The sequence below is a fragment of the Pseudomonas sp. 09C 129 genome (assembly GCF_002843625.1).
In the GTDB taxonomy this organism is placed as follows: domain Bacteria; phylum Pseudomonadota; class Gammaproteobacteria; order Pseudomonadales; family Pseudomonadaceae; genus Aquipseudomonas; species Aquipseudomonas chlororaphis.
In genome coordinates, this window is record NZ_CP025261.1 from 4,513,956 (window position 1) to 4,537,331 (window position 23,376).

At 58.7% G+C, this 23,376-nt stretch carries 20 protein-coding genes; 13 read left to right on the top strand and 7 right to left on the bottom strand.

Translation table 11 applies throughout. The features are described 5' to 3' along the window. The first annotated feature begins 284 nt into the window (after positions 1–284). The 10 genes from CXQ81_RS20205 (at position 285) to CXQ81_RS20250 (ending at position 10,549) form a co-directional block, all read left to right on the top strand. Complete coding sequence (locus CXQ81_RS20205) at positions 285–803, top strand: MarR family winged helix-turn-helix transcriptional regulator (RefSeq protein WP_007924376.1); 519 nt, start codon at positions 285–287, stop codon at positions 801–803. A gap of 162 nt (positions 804–965) precedes the next feature. Further along, positions 966–2,144: an MFS transporter gene (locus CXQ81_RS20210; protein WP_256593404.1), complete on the top strand. Its 1,179-nt coding sequence runs from the start codon at positions 966–968 to the stop codon at positions 2,142–2,144. Positions 2,145–2,261: 117 nt separating this feature from the next. Beyond that, positions 2,262–3,068: an AfsA-related hotdog domain-containing protein gene (locus CXQ81_RS20215; protein ID WP_101338347.1), complete on the top strand. Its 807-nt coding sequence runs from the start codon at positions 2,262–2,264 to the stop codon at positions 3,066–3,068. Between the two features lie 49 nt (positions 3,069–3,117). After that, entirely contained in the window at positions 3,118–3,816 is a 699-nt protein-coding gene (locus CXQ81_RS20220; protein WP_101338348.1) for an HAD family phosphatase, read from the top strand. Further along, complete coding sequence (locus CXQ81_RS20225) at positions 3,816–4,382, top strand: DUF2165 family protein (protein ID WP_256593405.1); 567 nt, start codon at positions 3,816–3,818, stop codon at positions 4,380–4,382. Before CXQ81_RS20220 ends, CXQ81_RS20225 begins: the two co-directional genes overlap by 1 nt. Then, positions 4,379–5,047 carry a hypothetical protein gene (locus CXQ81_RS20230; protein WP_101338350.1) on the top strand — a complete coding sequence of 223 codons (669 nt, stop codon included), beginning with the start codon at positions 4,379–4,381 and terminating at the stop codon, positions 5,045–5,047. Before CXQ81_RS20225 ends, CXQ81_RS20230 begins: the two co-directional genes overlap by 4 nt. A gap of 42 nt (positions 5,048–5,089) precedes the next feature. Next, the gene (locus CXQ81_RS20235; protein ID WP_101338351.1) at positions 5,090–6,319 is read left to right on the top strand and encodes an efflux RND transporter periplasmic adaptor subunit; all 1,230 of its coding nucleotides are present in this window, start codon (positions 5,090–5,092) and stop codon (positions 6,317–6,319) included. Continuing rightward, positions 6,316–9,498: an efflux RND transporter permease subunit gene (locus tag CXQ81_RS20240; RefSeq protein WP_101338352.1), complete on the top strand. Its 3,183-nt coding sequence runs from the start codon at positions 6,316–6,318 to the stop codon at positions 9,496–9,498. The genes CXQ81_RS20235 and CXQ81_RS20240 overlap by 4 nt, the downstream gene beginning before the upstream one ends. A gap of 166 nt (positions 9,499–9,664) precedes the next feature. After that, on the top strand, positions 9,665–10,141 hold the full coding sequence (locus CXQ81_RS20245; RefSeq protein WP_218244943.1) for a RidA family protein: 477 nt from the start codon (positions 9,665–9,667) through the stop codon (positions 10,139–10,141). 123 nt (positions 10,142–10,264) lie between these two features. Beyond that, positions 10,265–10,549, top strand: a complete 285-nt coding sequence (locus tag CXQ81_RS20250; RefSeq protein WP_101338354.1) for a hypothetical protein — start codon at positions 10,265–10,267, stop codon at positions 10,547–10,549. 226 nt (positions 10,550–10,775) lie between these two features. Here CXQ81_RS20250 and CXQ81_RS20255 read toward each other — a convergent pair whose 3' ends face one another. The 7 genes from CXQ81_RS20255 to CXQ81_RS20285 form a co-directional block, all read right to left on the bottom strand. Continuing rightward, positions 10,776–11,768, bottom strand: coding sequence for a lipase (locus CXQ81_RS20255; protein ID WP_101338355.1), 993 nt, complete (start codon positions 11,766–11,768; stop codon positions 10,776–10,778). A 703-nt stretch (positions 11,769–12,471) separates the two neighbouring features. Further along, positions 12,472–13,485 carry an alcohol dehydrogenase catalytic domain-containing protein gene (locus CXQ81_RS20260; RefSeq protein WP_101338356.1) on the bottom strand — a complete coding sequence of 338 codons (1,014 nt, stop codon included), beginning with the start codon at positions 13,483–13,485 and terminating at the stop codon, positions 12,472–12,474. A 56-nt stretch (positions 13,486–13,541) separates the two neighbouring features. Continuing rightward, positions 13,542–14,291, bottom strand: a complete 750-nt coding sequence (locus CXQ81_RS20265; protein ID WP_087092257.1) for a glucose 1-dehydrogenase — start codon at positions 14,289–14,291, stop codon at positions 13,542–13,544. Positions 14,292–14,862: 571 nt separating this feature from the next. Next, positions 14,863–15,780: a LysR family transcriptional regulator gene (locus tag CXQ81_RS20270; protein ID WP_101338357.1), complete on the bottom strand. Its 918-nt coding sequence runs from the start codon at positions 15,778–15,780 to the stop codon at positions 14,863–14,865. 8 nt (positions 15,781–15,788) lie between these two features. Then, the gene (locus CXQ81_RS20275; RefSeq protein WP_101338358.1) at positions 15,789–16,346 is read right to left on the bottom strand and encodes a DUF924 family protein; all 558 of its coding nucleotides are present in this window, start codon (positions 16,344–16,346) and stop codon (positions 15,789–15,791) included. Beyond that, positions 16,343–18,097, bottom strand: a complete 1,755-nt coding sequence (locus tag CXQ81_RS20280) for a monovalent cation:proton antiporter-2 (CPA2) family protein (protein WP_101338359.1) — start codon at positions 18,095–18,097, stop codon at positions 16,343–16,345. The genes CXQ81_RS20275 and CXQ81_RS20280 overlap by 4 nt, the downstream gene beginning before the upstream one ends. A gap of 27 nt (positions 18,098–18,124) precedes the next feature. Beyond that, positions 18,125–18,394 (bottom strand): hypothetical protein, encoded by a 270-nt coding sequence (locus CXQ81_RS20285; RefSeq protein WP_009044401.1) that lies wholly within the window; start codon positions 18,392–18,394, stop codon positions 18,125–18,127. Positions 18,395–19,122: 728 nt separating this feature from the next. Here CXQ81_RS20285 and CXQ81_RS20290 point away from each other — a divergent pair. From CXQ81_RS20290 to CXQ81_RS20300, 3 genes are all read left to right on the top strand, one after another. Beyond that, on the top strand, positions 19,123–19,782 hold the full coding sequence (locus CXQ81_RS20290) for a YdcF family protein (RefSeq protein WP_101338360.1): 660 nt from the start codon (positions 19,123–19,125) through the stop codon (positions 19,780–19,782). A 933-nt stretch (positions 19,783–20,715) separates the two neighbouring features. Beyond that, the gene (locus tag CXQ81_RS20295; RefSeq protein ID WP_009044404.1) at positions 20,716–21,174 is read left to right on the top strand and encodes a (2Fe-2S)-binding protein; all 459 of its coding nucleotides are present in this window, start codon (positions 20,716–20,718) and stop codon (positions 21,172–21,174) included. After that, positions 21,171–23,372 carry a xanthine dehydrogenase family protein molybdopterin-binding subunit gene (locus CXQ81_RS20300; RefSeq protein ID WP_101338361.1) on the top strand — a complete coding sequence of 734 codons (2,202 nt, stop codon included), beginning with the start codon at positions 21,171–21,173 and terminating at the stop codon, positions 23,370–23,372. The genes CXQ81_RS20295 and CXQ81_RS20300 overlap by 4 nt, the downstream gene beginning before the upstream one ends. Positions 23,373–23,376: the final 4 nt, after the last annotated feature.

A 23,376-nucleotide genomic window follows, 5' to 3' on the forward strand; every position in this document is an offset into this window, starting at 1 on the left:
GCGGGATTTGCGGCAGGTGGCGATTCGCAGGCGGTCACTGCGGCGCGGTCGAAAATGTCGTGAACTCAATTGCAACTCTAGGTCTTGGCGGCTTTGCCGGCGGCAAATAGCCCATCCTAGACCATCGAAGGCAGGGGCTGACAGACGAATACCGCACAATGAGTACGACTGTTTCTTGCCCCTCCATGATTTATCTGAATTGGTCAGCCCAATTAGCGTTGGCTTGACATCCCGACGACTCGGTCACCAACATGCAGCCGACTACACAGCCATGCACAGATACCATGTTCGAACTGAAAGACCTGCCTTCGCGCGAAACCCTCGAGCACTTCGGCAAGCTCTATGACAACCCCGATGTCGAGGGGCTCTATACCTGGCTGGTATGGGCGTCGGCGACGGATGAAATGCTCTCGGCCTTTAATGCCAACCTCGCGCACGAGAATCTTGCCCAAACACCGTTCTTCGTCCTGCTGCTGCTCAAGCGTAACCCCGGCGGGCTCTCGATCGGCGCGCTGGCTGATGGGGTAGCCGTGGCTTCGCAGACGATGACGCGCGCCATCAAGCAGATGGAAGCTGCCGGTCTTTGTACGAAACATCCGGACCCGGACGATGGGCGCTACTGGATCGTCCGGCTGACCCCGGAGGGCGACAGCACCCTTGGCCGGGTGCTGCCCAAACACTACGAGTGGGTCGCCAAGTTCATGAGCCACTTCAAAGACGATGAGCGCGAGCTTCTGGTGAAGCTGATGATGAGGGTGGCCCCTGCCCTGCGGACAATGCGCCTGGAAACGGAACTCGGCTGATCGGCCGAGTCTTTTAAAAATCATGTAGCACGCTACACAGCAACCTACAGAAAATTAAACCTTGGGCGGCTCCCTCGCGTCGCGGCCAGTAACGCCGCGACTTCAATGCCCTGGCGCCTCTATTGATCGAGATATGTAGCAATGCACACATCTACACAGGATATGGCTCAACAACCCACAGCGACTTTGCTGGTGCAGATGGTGTTCTGCGCGCTCGCCGTGGTCTCTCTCTTGTATATCCCGGTGCCTATCCTGCCCCTTTTGGCACAGGCCTATCAGTTGCCGCAGGAACAGGCTGGCCTCGCACTGGGCGCCTTCGGGTTCGCATACGCCACGGGTTTTCTGGTGTTCGGGCCTTTGTCCGATCGCCTTGGCCGCAGGACGGTCATGGTCGGCGGCCTGGTGCTGCTGGCCATCATCACGCTGGGGCTCGCATGGGCGCAGACGCCGACCCTGTTCATCTGCGGCCGGGCATTGCAGGGATTCGCCGCCGCCTCCTTCCCGCCCGTGGCCCTCGCCTACTTGTCCGAGCGCGGTACCCCCAAGCAACGTGTGTGGGGAGTGGCCTGGATGAGTACGGCGTTCCTGTCGGCAGGTGTGCTCGGGCAGATCTACGGCAGCCTCGTTGCGGGGCGTTGGGGCCTGGGTTACGCCCTCATGCCACTGGTGGTGATCTATGCCGCGACCGCGTTGCGCCTGGCCACAGTCCCGGAAGGAGTTCGAGCGGTACGTCCGAAGGGCTCGATGTGGGAAGGATATCGACCCATCTTCACCTTGCTCGGTAACCCGGCCCTGCGCCGTGTCTATCTGCCCGCACTCCTGCTGCTGATGTCATTCGTCGCCTTTTACATAGGACTGGATATGCACCTGGGCGAGCTCATCGAAAGCCAGGGCATCAGCAGAATGCAAGCACGTGGCGTGGCGTTGCCGGCGTTTCTCGCGCCACTGCTCGCTGCCAAATTGATTGGTCGCTGGGGAGCCAAGCGGGTCGCTACCACGGGGCTTGGCGTCGCGGCGTTTGGACTGGTGCTCTGTGCAAGCGCCGGTCAAGAACACATTCCCCTGCTGCTGGCAGCCAGTGTCGTCTATGTCGTGGGAGTGGCCATCAGTGTCCCCGGGCTGATCGCTCGAATCGCCGCGGCGGCATCGCCTGATGTTCGCGGCCTGGCGGTGTCCTTCTACACCTTCGTGCTCTTTGTCGGGGCGAGCCTTGGACCGTGGCTGGCAAACATCAGTCGCGCCTGGCAGGTGGAATCTTTTCTTCTGGTACTCGCAGCGGGGCTCGGCGCTGCAGCGTTGTACAGCGCTGCACGGGTAGATGACAGCTCCCGTGTGCGCTAGTCGAGCGGCCCTGGTTTCCACGCAGGACGTCAGTGGGAAGCGGGTCTGTTTTTGTAGTAATCCGGTATCGGCCAAACGACCTGCCGAAGGCCCCGGGTATAGAAAGGGAATCCATTGATGAGTATCTACGTTGTAGTTGCAAACCAGTTCGAAGACTTCGCAAGGCATGAAAACGTGATGTCCTACAGCACGCTGCTGCTGGTGCTAAAGACACCGGGACCATCCGTGCTGAGAGGTTGCAAGGTCGTTGCCGGGCAGGGGCTTGGCCGCAAGGAAATTCAGCATGCCTATCGCATGGCGATCGCCAGCGGGCATGCCGATGAATTCGATCATTGGGACCTGTGGACGGGCGCGGAGCTGGCGGGCCAGGAGCTCGCCCACAAGCGCCAGCGCAAGAACGTGCTGATCTCCGTTCCGGAGAGGAACGAGGAAGGCCTCTATACCGCCAGCCTCCTGCTCCATGCCGAAAACGAGCTGATGCTCGACCACCTCACTGGACAGCATGTGCAAGGCATGGTGCTGCTCGAAGCGTGCCGCCAGATGTTCCTGGCGGTGACGGAGCGCTTCCATCTGGACGACTACAAACCGCATAAACGCTACTTCGTCCTCAACGAGATGAATGTCCGCTACACCGCCTTCGCCTTCCCGCTGCCGGCGCAGATCCGCTATCGCTTGATCGACCTGAAGCAACCGCGCCCCGACCGCGTCGAAGTGCAGGCGACGATGGAGGTCTGGCAGGGCGAACAATCCGTCACTGGCGTGGAGGTCAAGTTCTGCGTCATGGATGCCGAGCGCCTCGGTCTGCGCGAGGCCACGCTCGCCTCTCGCGCCCTGTCCTCACAAGTCGACACCTTGCGCCGCCGCTTGCGCATGACCCCGCATCCGCATGCGCAGTTGATGACTGAGCCGATTCCCACCCTTTGATCCCATCGCCCGCTTGCACCCAGGTGCAAGCGCCTTTCGAGTAATCGTAATGACAGCACGAAGAATCGCTTTCTTCGACGTCGATGAAACCCTCATCGACCTCAAGAGCATGTTCAGTTTCCGAGGGTTCTACTTCCGTCGGCTATGGGGAGAGGAACGTGGCAATGAGGCGGAAGTTGCCTCTGCCAGACGTATCGATGAGTACGTCAGGAAAGGTTTCGATCGCTCTGCCATCAACACGCTGTTCTACGAAGACTTCCGCGACCACCAGCCGGATCTGGTGGCCGACGCGGCCCAGGCCTGGTACGTCCAGGAACGGACGCGCTCGAAATTCTTCATCCGTCCAGTCCTGCAGGCACTTCAGGAGCACCAGAGCAACGCAGACATAGTCGCCTTCGTCTCGGGCTCGGCCGTGGAGTTTCTCACCCCCCTTGCGACGGAACTCGGGGTCACCCACGTTCTGGCAAATCGAATGGAGACGCGCGACGGGCGTTTTACCGGCCAGCTCATCCCGCCGCAAACCATTGGCCTGGGCAAACAGCAAGCCGCCTTGCGCCTGATGGATACGCTCAGCGTCGATCCAGCCGACTGCTACGGGTACGGCGATCACCTGACGGACCTCCCCCTCTTGATGAGCGTCGGGAATCCTACGGTAGTGGCGGGCGACCCGGCCCTGGTCAGGCATGCGGAGCAACGTGACTGGCCCATCCTCTACCCCGACGCGTCCCTGTATCGAGGAGAACCATGATGTCGTTTCACCCGTTCTCCTTCAGCCGCCTGGCGGTGGTGGCCAGTCTTGCCCTCTGGTTGAGCATCGCCGTACTCAACAACCTCACCGACCCGGAAACCAACCGCTTCCATATCGGCAACACCCTTTCCATGGTGTTGCTGGAAGAAGAGGAACTGCTGGGCGCGGCCCTACGATGGCGCGCCTGGCCAGCGCACTGGGCCGAAACGGCGCTGTACGCGGTGGCAGGCATCCAGATCGTCGTTTCGATGCTGCTCTGGTATGCGGCATTCGCCTACGCCAAGGCTTGGCGCCTGGGCAGTCGTACCGCGCTGGACGTCGCCCGCAACCGCGCCGTCGTCGCCCTGACCTGCTTCCTGTTGCTGTGGTTCGGCTTCATCTGCGGAGGCCTGTGGTTCGGCTACTGGCTGAAGCAGGGCGCCATTCAATCGGTGCACATGACGCTGGTTCTGATAGGCCTGGTGGCACAGCTCTTCGTTCAAGGCGAGCCCCAATCATGGCCAGCTGTACAGCCCGCAGCCCCTGCCACGCCTGGCAGTCAACCACTCGAAAGGAGCCTTCCATGAACTCGCCGGTTCGCACCGCAAGCATTGCCCTCGCCATGGCTCTGGCAGCGATCACTGCCACCGCCAACACCGATTCGCCCAAGGAGAAACCTGCCATGAACCAGCCCGCCACCCGCCCGATCGCAGTGCCTTCCATCTACCAGGAGTCCGCTCGCCGCCAGGTGACTGTCGACGGCGAGCAAGCGCTACTCACCCGCTACGTGCGCAGCGATGGCCGCAACGCAGGGCTGGATGGCGAACACTTCAGCACCCTGGTTTCGGACGCCGGCGTGCTCAAGGGCTTCGCCAATATGTCGCTGGACCTGGTCGGCAAGCCACTGCCGTCGCGCGAACGCTCCGAGGAAATTGCCAGGCTGTTTCTCGAGCAGCATGCCCCCGACCTGATCGAGCGTATGAAGATCAGTTGGATCGAACCCCACGATGAACCGTTGAAGGTTACGCGCGACGGCCACGAAGAGGTCGTGACCTTGAGCGGCATGAAAGTGAAGGCACGCAATCTGGCCGACGGTCGCTGGTTCTGGATCATCGTCGGCAGCGACGGGAAGCCCATGGTGTTCGAACGCGACATCGTCTGGATCACCTTCCCCGGAAAGCGCCAGACCGAGAAATGGCTGCATGACAGCTGGCAGGCAAAGCAACCAGGCGCTTGGGCCCAGTCGCTCTGACGCCGCCGTCAGGGCCAGGTGAACCATCTTTGGGAGTCAATCATGCGTATCTCCAGTTCCAACAGCCTCAAGCACGCCTTGGCGCTGGTCGCCGTCAGCACGCTGAGCGCCTGCGGTCAGCCCAACCAGGGAGCGAGTACGGAACACCCCCTCCCCGTCGTCAGCGTCGCGGAGGTCGTCGTCCAGTCTCTCGCCGATTGGGACGAATTCTCGGGCAGGCTTCAAGCCCCGGAGTCAGTCGATCTACGGCCGAGGGTCTCCGGGCATATCGACCGCGTGCTGTTTCGAGACGGCTCGCTCGTCAAGAAAGGCGAGCTGTTGTTCCAGATCGACCCCAGGCCCTTGCAGGCGGAGGTCAATCGCCTCGACGCACAACTTCAGCAGGCCCGCGCCAAACAGACCCGCGCCGCCAGTGAAGCCCAGCGCGGCGAGAAGCTGAGGGCCAACCAGGCGATTTCCGCCGAGCTGGCTGACGCACGCAAGACGGCGTACCACGAAGCCAGTTCCGCCGTTGCGGCGATCCGCGCCCAACTCGACGCCGCGCGCCTGAATCTGAGCTTCACTCGCATCACGGCGCCCATCGACGGCCGCATCGGCCGCGCGCAGGTGACCGCCGGGAACCTGGTCAATGAGGGGGCCACACTGCTCACCACGCTGGTGGGCACGAAGGAGCTCTATGCGTACTTCGATATCGACGAAGCCACCTACCTGAAGCAGATTCGCCGCATACGAAGCGAAAAGGCCTTCTCCCCTTCCCGTGTGCCGGTGCATTTGGCACTGAGTACCGACGAACGACCCGCGTATGAAGGTCGCCTGGACTTCCTCGACAACCAAGTCAATCCACGTACCGGTACCCTGCAGGCACGTGCTGTCATCGACAACGGCGAAAACGAGCTGACCCCCGGGCTCTACGTTCGCCTGCAATTACCCGCCAGCGACCGCTACCCCGCCACCCTGGTCCGAGACGAAGCGATTGGCACCGACCTGGGCAATCGCTTCGTACTGGTGCTGGGCAAAGATGCGGTGGTGAGCTATCGCGCCGTCCAGCTTGGCCCCAAGGTCGAAGGCCTGCGCGTGATCCGCGAGGGCCTGAAGGCAGGAGACCGCATCGTGGTCAATGGCCTGCAGCATGCCCGTCCCGGTGCCAGGGTTACACCGGAAGCGGTGGCCATGGCGACCGCTGAGGTGCTGGCCCGTTTGACGCGGCTGAATGCCTCTACCGAACCGACGCCTGTCGCACAACAAGGCCCGGAGCGGAGGACATCGCCATGAACATCTCGCAGTTCTTTGTGCGACGCCCGATCTTCGCCATCGTCCTGTCGCTGCTCATTCTGATCGGCGGAATCGTCTCTCTGTTCCAGTTGCCGGTCAGTGAGTATCCGGAAGTCGTGCCGCCCACTATTGTGGTGCGGGCACAATTTCCGGGCGCGAACCCCGACGTGCTCGGCAAGACCGTAGCTTCACCGCTGGAGCAGGCCATCACCGGCGTGGAGAACATGCTCTACATGTCCTCCCAGTCGACCTCGGACGGCTCGATGACCCTGACCCTGACCTTCGCACTGGGCACGGACCTCAATGCCGCGCTGGTCCAGGTGCAAAGCAGGGTCACCCGCGCGACCACCCAGCTGCCTCCCGATGTCCAGCGGCTGGGCGTGACGGTGGACAAGACGTCGCCGGCGCTGGCCCAGGTCGTTCACCTGTATTCGCCGAGCGGCCAGTACGACCCGACCTATCTTGCCAACTACCTGACCATTCACGTCATCGACGAGCTGTACAAGATCGAGGGTGTCAGCGACATCCGCCTGCTGGGGATAGGCGATTATGCCCTGCGGGTCTGGCTGGATCCGGACAAGGTGGCTTCCTACAACCTGGCCGCGACGGATGTGATACGCGCTATCCGCGAGCAGAACCGGGAGGTCGCCGTCGGCTCGCTCGGCGCACCGCCAAACGCGAGCGACAACGCCTTCCAGTTGCTCATTAACGCCCGAGGCAGGCTGGTCGACGAGGACGAGTTCGAGCGCATCATCGTGCATGTCGGCGAGCACGGCGAAATCGTCCGCCTGCGCGACGTCGCACGCATCGAACTGGGCTCGAGCCAGTACGCCCTGCGCGCGCACCTCGACGGTCGCCCTTCCACCGCCCTGCAGATTTTCCAGGACGCGGATGCTAACGCCATCGAGCTGTCCGACCGGATTCGCAAGCGGATGAGCGAGCTCGCTCAAGACTTCCCACCGGGCGTCGAGTACTCGATCGGCTACGATCCCACGATCTTCGTGCGCAGTTCCATCACCGCGGTGGTGTATACGCTGCTGGAGGCCGTCGCGCTCGTCGTGCTGGTGGTCATCCTCTTTCTGCAGACATGGCGCGCGTCGATCATTCCGCTAGCCGCAGTGCCAGTGTCTCTGATCGGCACGCTCGCGGTCATGCAACTGCTGGGCTTTTCCATCAACGCGCTATCGCTGTTCGGCCTGGTGCTGGCTATCGGTATCGTGGTCGACGACGCCATCGTCGTGGTGGAGAACGTCGAACGCAACATCGACATGGGCAAGTCGCCGGTAGAAGCGACCCGCCAGGCGATGAAGGAAGTGACAGGCCCGGTCATCGCCACCGCCCTGGTTCTATGCGCGGTGTTCATTCCGAGCGCTTTCATCTCCGGCCTCACCGGGCAGTTCTACCGGCAATTCGCGCTCACCATCGCGATATCGACGGTGATCTCGGCGTTCAACTCGTTGACCTTGTCGCCCGCCCTGGCCGCGATACTGCTCAAAGGCAAGGACGCGCCCAAGGATCGTCTGTCGAAGCTGATCGACCGACTGTTCGGGGGCTGGCTGTTCGCTCCGTTCAACCGACTGTTCCAACGGGCAAGTGCGGGCTATGTCAGCCTCGCCACGCGACTGCTGCGAGCGGGCGCCATCGTCCTGATGTTGTATGTCGGCCTGGTGGGACTGGCCTATCTGGGGCTGGAGAAAACCCCCACAGGCTTCATCCCTCAGCAGGACAAACAGTACCTGGTCGCCTTTGCCCAGTTGCCCGAAGGCGCCAGCCTGGACCGTACCGAGGCCGTCATCCTGAAGATGTCCGAGCTTGCCCTGAAGCATCCGGGGGTGGCCAATACCGTGAGTTTCAGCGGCCTGTCCATCAACGGCTTCGTCAATAGCGTGAGCGCGGGGCTCATGTTCATCCCGCTCAAATCCTTCGATGAACGCAAGGACGCCTCGATGTCCGACACCGCCATCGCCCAGGCCTTGGCCGCCGAGTATGGGCGGATCCAGGAGGCCTTCGTGATGGTGGTTCCCCCACCGCCAGTGGAAAGCCTGGGCTCTATCGGGGGCTTTCGGGTGCAGATCGAGGACCGCGGCAGCCTGGGGCATGAAGCGCTCTACCAGCAGATTCAGTCGCTGGTGGACAAAGCCAGGGCGCTACCCGAACTGGCCGGTGTCTTCTCCAGCTACCAGGTGAACGTCCCGCAGATCGACGCGGATATCGATCGGGACAAGGCAAAGGTCCATGGGGTGGCGATCGACGAAATCTTCGACACGTTACAGGTCTACCTGGGCTCGATGTACGCCAACGACTTCAACCGCTTCGGGCGGACCTACCACGTCAATGTCCAGGCCGAGCAGGCATACCGCGTGGCGCCGGAGCAGATCGGCAGGCTGAAAGTACGCAACCGGCAGGGCGACCTCATTCCGTTGTCATCCTTCGTCCGGATACGGGAGTCGTCCGGTCCCGACCGAGTGATGCATTACAACGGTTTCCTGTCCGCCGAGATCAACGGCAGCCCGGCTCCGGGGTACAGCTCCGGCCAGGCCCAGGCAGCCATGGAGCGGCTGTTGCAGCAGGAACTGCCCAACGGCATGGCCTATGAGTGGACCGAACTGACCTACCAGCAGATTCTCGCCGGCAATACCGCCCTGCTGGTTTTTCCCTTGTGCGTGCTGCTGGCGTTCCTGGTACTGGCCGCGCAGTACGAGAGCTGGAGCCTGCCGCTGGCGGTGGTCCTCATCGTCCCGATGACCCTGCTGTCAGCCATCGCCGGGGTGCTGCTCACCGGCGGCGACAACAACATCTTCACCCAGATCAGCCTGATCGTATTGGCAGGGCTCGCGTGCAAGAACGCCATCCTGCTGGTGGAGTTTGCCCGGGAGAAACAGCAGCAGGGCCTGGATTGCGTCAGCGCAGTGCTAAAGGCCTGCCATCTGCGGTTACGCCCGATTCTGATGACGTCCATCGCCTTCATCATGGGCGTGGTGCCTTTGGTGTTGTCCTCCGGTGCCGGCGCCGAGATGCGCCGGGCCATGGGCATCGCGGTGTTCTCGGGGATGGTCGGTGTCACCTTCTTCGGCCTGCTCCTGACCCCGGTCTTCTATGTATGGCTACGTCGCCTGGTGGAAAGACGCGCCCAACGGCGCGCGACCATGAAGAAGATGCTTTGGGAGGACAAGGCATGAATCGCCTGTCATCCCCCGTCCACATCGGCCTGGCCGCGCTCCTGCTGACGGGATGCTCCGTTGGACCGCAGTACAGCCGCCCAGCACAGGTGCCCTCTATCGGGCCCAGGGAGGCGGCTGGCAGCCCAGCTGAAGCAGCATTTTTTGTCGAAGGAGAAGTAGCGTTATGAAAGCTCTCGCAGTTGCCTGTGTGTTGGCAGGCTTGGTCAATGCTCTGCCCGCATCGGCGGCAGATAGCCCCATTTCCGGTAATGGAGAAACCTCAGTGGTCACCCGAAAAAACTATCCCTCCCTGCCCGAACCGGCCGGCCCCTACTCCGTTTCGGTTCGTCACAACAGCACCCTGTACCTGTCCGGCATGACAGCCTTCGGTACGCCGGCCCAGGGCAAGGACATCGCCAGGCAGGCCGAAGCCATATTCGAACAGGTCAAGCGCGTCACCCAGGCTGAGGGAATCGGCATGCGCGACCTCATCAAGGTGACCATCTTCGTGACCTCGATGGACGAAGTCGGCGCATTGCGTGAAGTCCTGTCGAAGCACTATGGCGGTGCCTACCCGGCCAGCTCGCTGGTGAGGGTGGCCGGCTTGTTCTCGCCAGAGGTCAATATCGAGGTCGAAGCGGTATTCGCAATACCTGGCTGAGTTCGGCCATGGAACCTGTGGATGGCGCTTATTGGAGAAGAGGCGCCATCCCTATATCGACGCCCACTGTGTGCCAGCAATTGGCATGCCCGGCGCTCCCATGATGAAAACAAGGGGTAGCAGATGTCTGTTTTTTTGGTCACATGGAATCTCAACAAGGAACGCGGCAATTACGCTCAAGCTCGCCAAGTGTTCATCCAACATTTGGATCGCTATCCGAATGTTAAAGATCCTGGGCTGGAATCTGTTCGCTGGATTAGCAGTAACGCCACAGCAGCCCAGATCGATGAAGATCTTCGACTTAAACTTGATAGCAATGACCGTATCTTCGTCACCAAACTGAACAGTGGGGAACATCAAGGTTGGCTTAACAAAGATGTGTGGACCTGGATTGATGCCCGGCTCTAACGTTGTTCCGTGTCTCGTTGCGTCTTATCGTGCACTAACTTAGCCCCTCGGGTAGGCGCTCGATGATCGCTCGGGGAGAACCAGTTTTGCAGTGAGGCCGTGTTTCAGCAGGCTTGGGAACTTGTCCGGAGCTTCCCAAGCCGTTCCCGGATGCGCGAATTGCAGTTGCGCAGGCTTCCCGAAGCAATGCCGGCAACTGCAACTCGAACATCTTGAGACTATCGCACTAGCTGCCAAACGGTGGCATCGGTATATCGCCAGGCTGCAACCCCAGCAGCGATATGTACTCGTAGATGTGCTGATAGCCGGATTGGGCTTTATAGCTTGTGCAACTGGATTGCAGTTTCCCACAGAGCCGCAGCTCCATTTGTGCGCTGCCCATGCCCCATTGCGTATAGTTCAAATTATTGTTTGTAACGGTATCTATTCCACGGCAAACCGCTTTCTTCGTGTCTTCATCAATGACATTGGTTGGCTCATAGAGCGTCAAGGAGAAGTCGAGAGAAGTGGCGCACCACGCCATCGGTATAGCATCCAGAGTGTTGTATATCCGTAGCGCATTACCGGCCATTTGCTTATTGAAATAGCTCGCAAAAAAACCATCGCCAGCCGTTGGTGCAGCAATCGTTTCGCAATAAAAGTTAAAGCCCGAGAATTTGTCTTTCAGATAAAGCGCGACCACTGACATGAGCGCACCGCCAAGGCTATGACCGACCAACCGGATCGTCGCCCCGCTTCGCTGCTTCCCTAGAAAATCGCACAGCGTGCCCTGAGAACCGATCTTGGATGCCGTATGCAATATCGCGTGTACACCCCCCTCAGTTCCCTGAGATATGTTCGCCGGCACCGGGCAGCTCTTGATAAGTTTCTGCAACGGCACCATTGGAAAAATATCAAGATCGTCCAGCTGATCCAGGGGAGAATTGAGAAGGGTCCCGCTCGTCACTACTACGATGTCGTTCTCATTTTTCCCGCCGATCAGCACCACTGTGATGTGAGCCGTGTAATCACCATCCATCACCAGAGCGGGGCCCCAGGCTACGCCATAGCCGCCGCCTACCTTGGAACCATTAAGACGCGAAAGAATGTTGTCTTTAACCTGGTTTGGTGAAGGGTTCTTGATGTTTTCCCAGGACGGCGAATACCTCGCCGCATTATTGACCACGAAAGCGTGTGTAAGACTGATTTGCCTTTGCTGAAGTGAGTCTAGCGAAGTCATGACTGCTCCTTGTCTCGAAGAAAGTTTTCAAGGGACCAACGAAAACTTATGGCTACCGTCGATCCTTCCGGGCCAGCAAGATCGAGTGTAGTCGCAGTTTTGGAAGCGTGAGTACGGTGCACTGGACAAATGCATCGCCGCAATTCGCCCCGATGGCCAAGGGTCAGAGGGCTGACCTGCGGCAGTGCCTATTCGCTAAGTTCTGTACGCAAAGTAACGTCGCAAACACCGCATGGCTCAAACTAACGAGGCCATCGCTGCATAGCTTTCTGCAAGTTTGTCGACGCGATGCGCTCAACCCTGCTTGTTCAACTTGATGGGCAGCCACTGGAGTAGCCATCGGTCGGCCACTTCGTCGGGGCTGTTCGAAGAGATTCAGCAACCCGCTTCCAAGCCGCATCGGGGATTCGTACCGTTTTGCCATCATAGCCTACTGCCGAACCCCGGTGCTCAAGTGCGGCAGCGGCTTCAAAGAATTTCGTACAGAGCCTGAAACGGGAAACAACAGGGCAAAAAAAGGACTTTCCAACTTGTGTCGCCATCACATCGCTCAACACGTGGATGACATGCTGCTGTTGGTAAGTGTAGGTGAGTTGTACCTTCTGGTACTCCATCAACTTGGGGTCGATTGAGGGTCGATCTGACAGTCAGAACTGAAGAACCTGGCAACTGTCAGATCAGACCCGCACTTCTACACAATGCGTTAAATCGTAAGCACCGAACGAAATTTTGCTTTGCTCATATTCAGGAAGACTTCCTCTGCGTCTTCAAGCGGATAGGTTTCAATCATTGCTCGCACCCCCTTGAGCGCCGCAAACGCCATAGTTTCCTCGCTGTCTTTGGCATTGCCACTATACCAACCAGCGATACTACGCCGACCAAATACCAGTAAGTCAGGGGAAACACCCAGAGGCTGATGGTCGGTCGCTACAAACACAAGACGACCATTAGGCTTGAGACCCAAGGTCAGATCCGCCTGTGCTGCGCCTGATCCTACCGTTGAGAGCACTACTGTCGCTCCACCTAAACGGGCCAGGGCCTCCCCTGCACTCCCCTCAGTACTGTCGATGTATTCGTCAGCTCCAAGCTTGCGGGCCAGGGCTTCCTTGGCGCGACCACGGCTCACCGCTACCGTGCGGAACCCCATTTTATTCGCAAACTGAACGGCAAGATGGCCTAACCCTCCCACGCCATGAATCGCAACCGTATCGCCCGGACGAGCGCCAGAATGACGTAACGCGTTGAATGTTGTAATACCCGCACACATCAGCGGAGCAGCCTCCGCAAAAGACAGCACATTGGGAATCCGCGCTAAAGCATCTTGCGGTACCACCATATATTCGGCATACCCTCCATCGTAACTCGCCCCCACGATCATACGGTCGGTGCAGTTGGTGAAGTCGCCCTGACGGCAATACTCACAGTTAGAACAACTCCCCCCGTGCCAGCCAACTCCCACACGGTCTCCAGGTTTCCAGGTCGTCACCTCGGCGCCTACCGAGTCGATCTCACCGGCCACTTCATGCCCAGGTACTCGGGGATAAGTCACACCCAGCATGCCCATTCGAGCAATATTTTCCCCAGCACAGACGCCACACGCATGTACTTTGACCCTAACCTGTCGTGGACCAGGTACGGGTACGGGAACCTGGGACACGACGAAAGTTCCCCCTACCTCTACGGCCTGTACCGCCTTCATTAGCATTGTCTCAGTCATTACACACCTCCCAATTAGAGGGCAATAGAAACCGGATGCGGTTTCGTTTGCCCGATTCAGTTGCTTGAGCCGCCATTCATCAGAATCTCTTCACCGGTAATGAAGAACGATTGGTCGCTGGCGAGAAATTCCGCGATATCAGCGACATCTTGTGCCTTTGCGAGCCTCCCAATCGGGATCGTCTCGAGCAAACTCTTTTTGTAAGGATCGTCGTCACCGACTCCGGTGAAGATGCCGGCGCCGTCGATCGGGCCAGGGACAAGTGAATTGACGGTGACTTTGCGATGACCGATTTCCTGGGCTAACACCCGCACGAGATATTTCGGCGCGGATTTGCTAGTCCCGTAAAGACCAAGTCCTGGTTGCGGGCGCGATGTCGAGCTGGAGGCAATATTGATGATTCGGCCGCCATCAGCGATGTGGCGAGCTGCAGCCTGCATGACGAAGTAGGGACCCTTGGTGTTAACGCGAAAGAGTAGATCAAAGTCCTCCTCGGTCACGTCGACCACCTGAATGTTGACCTTTTCTATGCCCGCGTTGGCCACGACAATATCGATTTTGCCGAATGTCCTGAGCCCGGCCTGAAACAACGCTTCAATTTCAACAACGTTGGACACATCTGCTTGTACGCTGATCGCCTTGACACCTTCAGCTATCGCCGCAGCCACTACTTCATCAGCAGGTGCTTTGTCTCTCGAGTAATTGATCACGACATTGGCACCGCGTTCGGCCAGGCGTAGCGCAATGGCGCGCCCGAGCCCCTTGGACGATCCCGTGACTATTGCAACTTTTCCTTGCAAACTCATGACTGCATACTCCTGTTAATTAACTGCGTTGAATAAAACTGGAGGCGTGGGGTATGTGAGTGAATTCGACGAAGTCGTCGATCACGGTCATCCTGTTTACAGCCAGATAGTCCTCTATGTCTGAAGATTAAGTGTAATTAATCGGGCTTCAATGGAAAGCCCATAAAATCCAGACAAACAATCCAGGAAACACGTCCAATCCCTTGCGGATACTGCTTGTACAGCTTGGCAACCGTTTCTGACTTCGAGGCGTCAAGTTCTATGACCTCAACTTGATAGGCTGGTTGATAGATCGCTTTATTCGAAGTGGCAAACCTCTCCGTGTTTGTTCGTCTCTGAACATCAGAATCAGCAAGTGTCTATCAGTCTGGATAACGGCCACGGCGACTGACACATATATAGATGAGACGACCACATCGGTCCGACCACCCTCCAGGGCTTCAACTTCGATACAAATATTGCGCCCTTGCATAGCGCCTCCGACATTGGCGAAGTACTGGAGGTCAAGCTGATGACAGGCCGAGGCAAAGTTCGCGCCGCGAGTGGCGGATGCTGAACGAACATGAGCGGATCAGAGCGAATCCGGAGACTCAAGAGATGGCAGCATCAACACCTCAAACCATTCGATGAACGCATTGAGCCGACGCGAGCGTTGGCGTCGATGTGGGTACAGCAGCGAGACAGGCATCGACGCGGCCCGAAACTCGGGCATGACTTCCACCAGTTGCCTGGAATCGAGCAGGTGTTGCACATCGAACCGGGGGATCTGAATCAACCCCATTCCCGCCATGCAGCAAGCGATATAGCTCTCGGCGTTATTGACGATCACCCAGCTGGGTACTGCCACCTCATGGGTCTTGCCATCGCTTACATACTCCCAAGGTAGCTCACGACCGTTATTCGGCGAGGCATACCCTACCGAGAAATGCCCATGTGTCAGGTCTCCCGGCTCCTTCGGGGTGCCATGCTGGCGAAGATAATCAACAGAGGCACAGTTGATCAGCGCGATATGCCCGATCGTCCGGGCGAACAGACTGCTGTCGAGCAGATGGCCAACGCGGACGACGCAGTCGACCCCTTCCTGCACCAGATCGATAGCGCGATCTGTGGAGCCCAAGGCGAGCTGCAGCTCTGGAAAGCTGCGCTTGAGAGTCGGCAGGGCCGGTGCGATCAGCCTTCGGGCGATACGGCTGGGAACATTGATGTTCAAGCGTCCAGAGACCTGGTGTTGATGCAGCTGAAACAGCCGCTGGATGTCGTCAGCATCCGCCAGTAGCCGTCGTACCCGCTCCAGCAACTGAGTGCCATCGGCGGTCAATTGCACCCGTCGTGTCGTTCGATGCAATAGCCGTACGCCCAGATCTGTCTCCAACTCCTGAATAGCGGCAGATACCGAAGCCCGCGGCAATTCGAGCATGTGGGCCGCCTTGATGAAGCTGCCCATTTCGGAGACCTGGATGAAAATACGGTACTGGATAAGCTTGTCCATAATAATGCCTAACCGGCGAAGCCCCCCTCCTCCAGAAAACGCTTTTCCTCAGGCGTACTCTCGCGTCCGAGCAGCCGATTGCGATGGGGGAAACGAGCAAATCGGCGGATGACATCCCGATGCCCTTCGGCATGGGCGAGCCAGGGTTGCCCCAATCGAGTATTGAGCAGGACCGAAAAATCCTGGTCGACGAGGTCCTCGGAATGGGCAAAGGGCAGGCAGAAGAACAGCCTCAGATCAGCATCGACCGCCTCCATATGCCCCGCTGCCTGCGCCAGGCGGGCGACATGTCGGGCCTGGGTGTCCGTTGCGTACATGTCCGCGGTGCCACGAAAGGCGTTGCGCGGAAACTGGTCGAGCAGGATCAGCAGCGCCAGCGCGCCCTCGGGGGTATCCAGCCAAGCGTCGCGTTCACCGCGAACCACCGACCGATGCAGGTCGAGAAAACGCTCGCGAAAGCGTCGGTCGAACGCTGGGTCCTTGGCGAACCACTGACTGGCGCCCGCCTCCCGCCAGAACCGGACGACGGCAGTTGCCTGCGTGTCGGTGATAGAGGCCATGATCATCGGTCCTTGGCGACCGCATTGCCCAGGATCATGGACTTGCCGGCATAAATACCACCCGCTACCTCCAGCGCCAGGCGCTCGGCGTCCTTGCGGCGTAGATCGGCGGCAATCTCCTCGGCCCCATCGGGTGTCGCGCCCAGCACCTTCGATGCCTCTTGCCCAAAGGTCATGGCCGACTCGAAGGTGACGCGGATCTGGTAATCCACATCGGCGTTGATCAGTTCGATAGCGTGCTCCCGGTCGAGTGCGCGTGCCAGCACACGGGCATGGGGGAACCGGGTCTTGGCATACTCGACGATTCGCGTGGCGGCCTTGCGGTCGTCGACGCATACCAGGATGGCGCGGGCGTGGTGCGCCCCGGCGGCATGCAATATGTCGGGGTAGGTGCCGTCGCCGTAGTACACCTTGAAGCCGAAATCCTTGGCGTCGCGTATAACCTGAGGCTGGTTGTCGATGATGGAGATATCGGCGCCCATCGCCAGCACATGCTGACTCACGATCTGCCCAAAACGGCCAAAGCCGATGATCAGCACGCTGCCGGCCAGATTCTCCGGCGCCTGCGTGCCTTCCAGGGAGGCTCCGTGCTTGGGTCCCCAACGCCGGTAGACGATGACCACCAACGGCGTCAGTGCCATGGAGAGCACGACCACGGCAGTCATGTTGGCGTTGACCTGCGGGGCTATCACCCCACTGGCCAAGGCGGCGCCAAAGAGCACAAAGGCGAACTCACCGCCCTGGGCCATCAGCACGGCCCGGTCCATGGCATCGGCGTGGGAACTCCTCGTCAGCCGCGCCAGGCTGTAGATACACAGTGACTTGACGGCCATCATCGCCAGCACACCGGCGACGATGAGCGGCCAATTGTGTGCGACCACCGTCAAGTCCAGCGACATCCCGACGCCCAGGAAGAACAGCCCCAACAGCAAACCACGGAAGGGTTCGATATCCGCCTCGAGCTGGTGACGGAAAGTCGACTCCGACAACAGCACCCCGGCGAGGAAGGCCCCCATGGCCATGGACAGACCGCCCAGTTGCATCAACAGTGCCGCGCCCAGCACCACCAGCAATGCGGCCGCGGTCATCACCTCGCGCGCCCTGGAGTTGGCCAGGATGTAAAACAACGGGTTGAGCAGCCAGGTCCCCACGGCGACCAGCGCCGCGAGTGAACCTGCCGCGATGCCGATACTGGCCCAGCGCGAGTCGGCAACCGGTGCAGAAGGATCGAGAGGGGCGATAAACGCCACCAGCGCCAACAGCGGTACGATCAACAGGTCTTCGAAAAGCAGTATCGCCACGATTTTCTGCCCGCGTGCTGCGGCAATGTCGCCACGCTCGCCCAACAACTGCATGACGATGGCGGTGGACGTGAGCACAAAGCCCATCGCGCTGACGAAAGACACCGCCAGCGGAAAACCGAACGCCAACCCTACCCCGGTCAGCAACACACCGCAGGTCAGTGTCTGCAGACTGCCCAGGCCGAAGATGTCGCGCCGCATGCTCCACAGATGAGAGGGGCGCATTTCCAGCCCGATGACAAAGAGAAACATCACCACCCCTAACTCGGCGGTGTGCAAGATGGTCTGCGGGTCGTTGAACAGGCCCAGCCCGAAGGGACCGATCACCAGCCCCGCCGCCAAATAGCCCAGTACGGAGCCCAGGCCCAGGCGTTTGAACAGGGGCACTGCCACCACCGCCGCCCCCAGTAAGGTCACGACCTTGACCAGATCACCCGCGCTGCCCTCTACCGACATAAATGAATCTCCCGTATCCAAGGCATGTCAGGCACGGGCGAACTGCCAGAGAGCAATGCCCGCGGCCAGGGTAGGCATGGCGAAGACCAGCAACAGGATAGGCAACTCTTGGCGCACGCTATAACCCGCGTAGGTGACACCCACCCACATATTGATGCCTGCCATCAGCAGCCAGAAAGGGACAAAGGCCTTGGCCGCCAGTGCCATGCCCAGGCTGTCCCCGCCCCAAAGCCAGCCGAACAGAATAAACACCAACAGAAGGAGCAGACCTCCCGCCATGACCATCAGTACATGCATGTCCAACCTCCTGGTTCGCGCAACGTCAGGCTGGGCAAAACGCCCTGCCCCGACAAGCCTCGCGCAATAAGCAAAAAACGCTGTTGCGCCTCGCGGGCACAGGCGAAAATACCGATGTTGAGAAGGCACAAACCGCCCATGCATCGGGTGCGCTGTCCTGCATGGGCAATCGAAAGGGAGCCGCGGCGCTTCGCGTAGAATCGCCCCCTGCAAGACTGTGCCCTACCGCAGGAACCGCGACGACAGCCCCATAGGCGTACAGCTCTGTTGCAGTCAAGCGAAACCCTCTGGTTCAGGTCGCGTGCAAGCAGACCACCCAGGACCCTGGCCTCACTACCGGCGAGAAATACAATTGCTCCAGTGACAGAATGGCGACCATGGGAAATATCCGCCCTGCCTGCTGGATAGCGTTGAAGTCTAGGTAAGAGGGACTGACAGATAAACTCGTCCAATCTGGATAGACAATCCCAAAATTCCGCCCAGTTCAAACTGCCTTTTTCATAAAAGACAACAACTTGATGTCAGCCATATGTCATCGAGCATTTTTCTGTTTGGCTATCGGCCACGGTGCCCGCCACTGCGCACAGTAATCAGCGGTGACATGCTGTACTCGCCGATCCAGATTCCATTTTGGCAATGGAGGACGCTTTCGGGATGACAACCAAGCGACGCCCTTCCTCGTATGATCCGCATTCTCGAATTCGACCCTACTTGCACAAGGTGATCTGATGACGAACGAAGAGCTGCAGGCGATCGGTGACTACGTAATGCCGGAGATACCGGCCACCCGTTCCGATCTGGCGTTGATCTTTGGCACGCGGCACGGCGTTGAAGAGTTCTGTGCGGAGATCGCTACCCTGTGGCACGCTCAGATGTTTCTGCGGGCTATCGTCTCGGGCGGCCAAACTGGAGAATGCTCCACCATCGAGGCGCGCGTCATCGCGAGCCGGCTGATGGAACTCGGCATTCCGGAGACCGCCCTCCTCATAGAGCCCACAGCCATGAACACCGGCGAGAACGTTCGCTTTGCGCGTGCGCTGGCGCAATCGCAACTTGCTCCCGAAGAGCGGCGCAGCGTCCTTGCCGTCGGCAAGGTTTGCTCGGCGCGGCGATACCTGATGACGCTGCGGCGCCACTGGCCCGAACCCTCGATAAGTGCGCGGTGGATCAATTATTTCCGCGTCGACAAATCCAGTTGGCATCAAGACCCTGAGTTCTACGCGCGAGTGCTGGGTGAGTATCGAAAGATTCCTGGCTACATCGACAGCGGACTCCTACGGGAGCTTGAAGAGCTTGGGCCGTATCCAGCAATTCCTGGTTCAAGCCTGGATCGCATCGATCCAGCGAAATCGAATCCGCCGACAACAGAGCCGGGGTCCGTCATCTGACAGAAATACTTGTCGACATCTTGGCATCACCAACTGGCGTGCAGGCAGCACGACGTCCTGAAAAGACGCAGTCCGCGGCGGAAAACACCCTCGCAACTTCCTGCAAGATAGGAAGGTCAAGTTGGTAGTGACGATAAGGCCGTGCCAGTGATGGACCTCTTGCACGCCTGGATGATTGCCCAGAGCCAGCTCGTACACGTCGGCTCGGTTATTAGCAAAGCGCTGGATTACAGTCTCAAATGCTACGAACTTATTACAATCGTTTAACCCATTACCCTTCATGTCGATCCAGCGGGCAAGTGATATTGCCAAGTCGCTCCCCTCATAGATGGGAGCCGGTTTAAGTGTGCGGGACCGGATGTTCGGAGGCATACTTCCATTGTTCAGAAATCAAGGATTGTCTATCCATAAATGGCTAGCTTATTTTTAAATTCGAACGTTTTAAAGTAAGCGATATCTCCTGCCACCAGGAGCAGGCTATGTAGCAGGCTACCCGACCAAGAGTGAAATTGTTTTCATCGACGGGGGAGCAGAAAACAGGTGGATTGATTCCTCGCGACTTGGCACAACAGGGAAGCCACTAGTGATTCACTGCAACAGTGCATCGAGTAAAAGCGATCCAGGTACGACTATTTGTTGAGATCAAAGCCTTGGATGCCGAAGTGGTATCCCAGGCAAAACCTGCTCTATCGTCACCTCATGCTTTGGCGCTTTGTAGGAACTTCTATTGTCTTACAGTTACCTGGTCATCACCCGTTGATTCCGAGTTGCAGGCACATGCTTGGCTTTAATACCACCACGTTACCCGCTCGAGTAACCAGGCCGTAGGGTGCCTACTTCTACTATATCCACGCCACTCTTGCCACCGGCATCATCGCTACAGCCGTAGGTGAGATTGCTCCATATTTTTCCGTCCAATAAAGAGGGAATATCATGGCTAAGATTAAAGTTAATGGAGATTGGCGAGAAGTTGACGCCTCGAATGGTCGTCCTCTTTTATGGGCACTACGTGAAGACTTGCAACTCACGGGAACCAAGTTTGGTTGCGGTGCAGCCCTGTGCGGTGCCTGCACCGTGCTTCTCGATGGCATACCCGTTAGATCCTGCGTGACGCCTGCCGAAGTTGTGACAGGCAGGTCCATCACCACCATCGAAGCGATGGGGAGTTCTAATATTGGCAAGCGTGTGCAGAAGGCATGGACGGACCTCAATGTCCCCCAATGCGGTTACTGTCAATCGGGTCAAGTAATGGCCGCGGTGGCATTACTTACACAAATACCGAAGCCCACCGACACTGATATTGATCAGGCCATGTCAGGCAACATCTGTCGATGTGGGATGTACCCACGTATTCGGGCAGCCATTCACCAGATTGCGGAGAGCCTGGCATGAAGCGCATTCTGGATACCTTTGAAACGAAGCACTCTGCCTCAGTCACAGGCCTTAGTCGGCGACATTTTCTTCAATTAAGCGCAATTGCCGGTGGCGGGATCATGGTGGGTTTTCATTTACCCGAAGTGATGGCGGGTACCCCTGTACAGATGCCCCATAAAACCGTGCAGCCTAATGCTTTTGTACGTATCACTGCTGACAACTGGATCACGGTAATTGTGGGTCATACCGAAATGGGGCAAGGCGTCACAACCATAATCCCAATGCTGGTTGCCGAGGAAATGGACGCTGATTGGCAACGTGTGCGTTGGGAGCAGGCACCCACGGCACCCGCCTATCAGAACCCTCTAATGCATCAGCAACTTACGGGTGGCAGCCTGACGACAATCGCCCAATACGAGCCTCAGCGTAAAGCCGGTGCCGCTGTCCGCGAAGTGATGCTAGCTGCCGCCGCAAAGCGCTGGCACGTCGATGTGTCATCACTGCGTACCGACACCGGCCGCGTGATCCACGACGCGAGCGATCGTAGCGCCACTTACGGTGAGCTAGCAGTCGATGCCGTGGGTATTGAGCCGCCAGAAAATCCAAAGCTCAGGGACCCGAAGAACTTCAAGATCATCGGCAAACCACTCCGCCGTATCGACGCCATGACCAAGGTCGACGGTTCGGGCAAGTTTGGCATGGATGCCTATGTACCTGGCATGCTCATCGCGGTGCTCGCGCGCGCGCCGCTTTTCGGTGGCAAAATCTCACACGTCGACGCAACAGTGGCCAAGGCTATGCCCAATGTCGTTGGTGTCTATGAAACGCCGCAGGGGGTCGCTGTGGTGGCCAAGGATTTCTGGTCGGCAAAGCGAGCTCGTGATGCCCTCGTTCTGATGTATAGCGATGTGAATGGCGAGCGCGTTTCGACGGATGAACAGCGCATTATGTATCGTCATCTGATGTCACTTGAAGGAACGGTGGCACGTAGCACTGGCGATATAGAATTGGCACAACGGAGCGCCGCGAAAACATTCACCGCCGACTACTGGTTTCCTTACCTCACTCACGCGCCGATGGAGCCACTCAATGCCACCATCGATTATCGCGGAGGAAACACTGCTGAAGTATGGATGAGCACGCAATGGCCCGAAGGTGACCAACATGCGGCGGCCTCGGTACTTGGGCTGAAACCGGAGCAGGTAAAACTCAATACCCTGTTGACCGGCGGTGGATTTGGTCGACGCTCTTCGCTCGGTTTCGACGTCATCATCGCGGCCGCGCACATCGCCAAGGCAGTTCGTCGGCCGGTCAAGATGATCTGGACACGCGATCAAGATATCCAGGGCGGTTATTATCGTCCCAGTGCCTACCATCGGCTCAGTGCGACTCTTGACTCTCAGGGCACTATTACCTCTTGGACCAACCGTATCGCCGTGCAGTCGATCGGTACGGGCACAGTGATGGAACGCTTCATTGTCAAAAACGGCATTGACTCGCTCTCGGTTGAAGGAGCTGAAGATATTCCTTACGCCATCCCGAATCTGCGAGTCGACTTGCACACGCCACGCTTCCAGGTTCCCGTATTGTGGATGCGCTCAGTGGGGCACTCGCATACAGCCTTCGCCGTTGAGCACTTTCTTGAAGAGATTGCGCATGGGATAGGCAAGGATCCTTACCAAATGCGTCGTGAACTGCTGCAAGAAAAGCCGCGTCACCTTGCCACACTCGATGCAGTGGCCACGTTGGCCAATTGGTCGACGCAACCGAAAGCAGGCGTATTCCGAGGCATTGTGGTGCACGAGTCATACGGTAGTTTTGTAGGGACCGTGGTCGAGGCTAGCGTCGCGACTGATCAAACGCTTACCGTGCATAAGGTGTACTCCGTCATTGACTGCGGCGTGGCGGTTAATCCCGACCTGGTCAAGGCGCAGATGGAGTCGAGCATTGCTTTTGGTCTCTCGTCAGCGCTGTACGGCGAAATTACCCTGAACAAAGGCGAGGTACAGCAGGGCAACTACGATGACTATCCAGTCGTCCGCATGAGTCAGATGCCGCAGATCGAAACGATGGTAGTAGAAAGCGCCGAGTCTCCCGGTGGCGCAGGGGAGCCTGGCGTTGCTGGCGTGGCTCCAGCGCTGGCCAACGCAATCCTATGGGCGACCGGGCAGCCAGTACGGTCGCTACCGCTACGCCATTCCTTTCGTGTTGTCTAAGGTA

What these genes read in the sequence shown, in the direction of transcription:
- CXQ81_RS20230 (WP_101338350.1), top strand. Translation starts at nt 4,379, where the DNA reads ATGAACTCGCCGGTTCGCACCGCAAGCATTGCCCTCGCCATGGCTCTG.
- CXQ81_RS20215 (WP_101338347.1), top strand. Translation starts at nt 2,262, where the DNA reads ATGAGTATCTACGTTGTAGTTGCAAACCAGTTCGAAGACTTCGCAAGG.
- CXQ81_RS20250 (WP_101338354.1), top strand. Translation starts at nt 10,265, where the DNA reads ATGTCTGTTTTTTTGGTCACATGGAATCTCAACAAGGAACGCGGCAAT.
- CXQ81_RS20260 (WP_101338356.1), bottom strand. Translation starts at nt 13,485, where the DNA reads ATGACTGAGACAATGCTAATGAAGGCGGTACAGGCCGTAGAGGTAGGG.
- CXQ81_RS20295 (WP_009044404.1), top strand. Translation starts at nt 20,716, where the DNA reads ATGGCTAAGATTAAAGTTAATGGAGATTGGCGAGAAGTTGACGCCTCG.
- CXQ81_RS20225 (WP_256593405.1), top strand. Translation starts at nt 3,816, where the DNA reads ATGTCGTTTCACCCGTTCTCCTTCAGCCGCCTGGCGGTGGTGGCCAGT.
- CXQ81_RS20280 (WP_101338359.1), bottom strand. Translation starts at nt 18,097, where the DNA reads ATGTCGGTAGAGGGCAGCGCGGGTGATCTGGTCAAGGTCGTGACCTTA.
- CXQ81_RS20270 (WP_101338357.1), bottom strand. Translation starts at nt 15,780, where the DNA reads ATGGACAAGCTTATCCAGTACCGTATTTTCATCCAGGTCTCCGAAATG.
- CXQ81_RS20220 (WP_101338348.1), top strand. Translation starts at nt 3,118, where the DNA reads ATGACAGCACGAAGAATCGCTTTCTTCGACGTCGATGAAACCCTCATC.
- CXQ81_RS20300 (WP_101338361.1), top strand. Translation starts at nt 21,171, where the DNA reads ATGAAGCGCATTCTGGATACCTTTGAAACGAAGCACTCTGCCTCAGTC.
- CXQ81_RS20205 (WP_007924376.1), top strand. Translation starts at nt 285, where the DNA reads ATGTTCGAACTGAAAGACCTGCCTTCGCGCGAAACCCTCGAGCACTTC.
- CXQ81_RS20235 (WP_101338351.1), top strand. Translation starts at nt 5,090, where the DNA reads ATGCGTATCTCCAGTTCCAACAGCCTCAAGCACGCCTTGGCGCTGGTC.
- CXQ81_RS20210 (WP_256593404.1), top strand. Translation starts at nt 966, where the DNA reads ATGGCTCAACAACCCACAGCGACTTTGCTGGTGCAGATGGTGTTCTGC.
- CXQ81_RS20265 (WP_087092257.1), bottom strand. Translation starts at nt 14,291, where the DNA reads ATGAGTTTGCAAGGAAAAGTTGCAATAGTCACGGGATCGTCCAAGGGG.
- CXQ81_RS20290 (WP_101338360.1), top strand. Translation starts at nt 19,123, where the DNA reads ATGACGAACGAAGAGCTGCAGGCGATCGGTGACTACGTAATGCCGGAG.
- CXQ81_RS20285 (WP_009044401.1), bottom strand. Translation starts at nt 18,394, where the DNA reads ATGCATGTACTGATGGTCATGGCGGGAGGTCTGCTCCTTCTGTTGGTG.
- CXQ81_RS20275 (WP_101338358.1), bottom strand. Translation starts at nt 16,346, where the DNA reads ATGATCATGGCCTCTATCACCGACACGCAGGCAACTGCCGTCGTCCGG.
- CXQ81_RS20245 (WP_218244943.1), top strand. Translation starts at nt 9,665, where the DNA reads ATGAAAGCTCTCGCAGTTGCCTGTGTGTTGGCAGGCTTGGTCAATGCT.
- CXQ81_RS20240 (WP_101338352.1), top strand. Translation starts at nt 6,316, where the DNA reads ATGAACATCTCGCAGTTCTTTGTGCGACGCCCGATCTTCGCCATCGTC.
- CXQ81_RS20255 (WP_101338355.1), bottom strand. Translation starts at nt 11,768, where the DNA reads ATGACTTCGCTAGACTCACTTCAGCAAAGGCAAATCAGTCTTACACAC.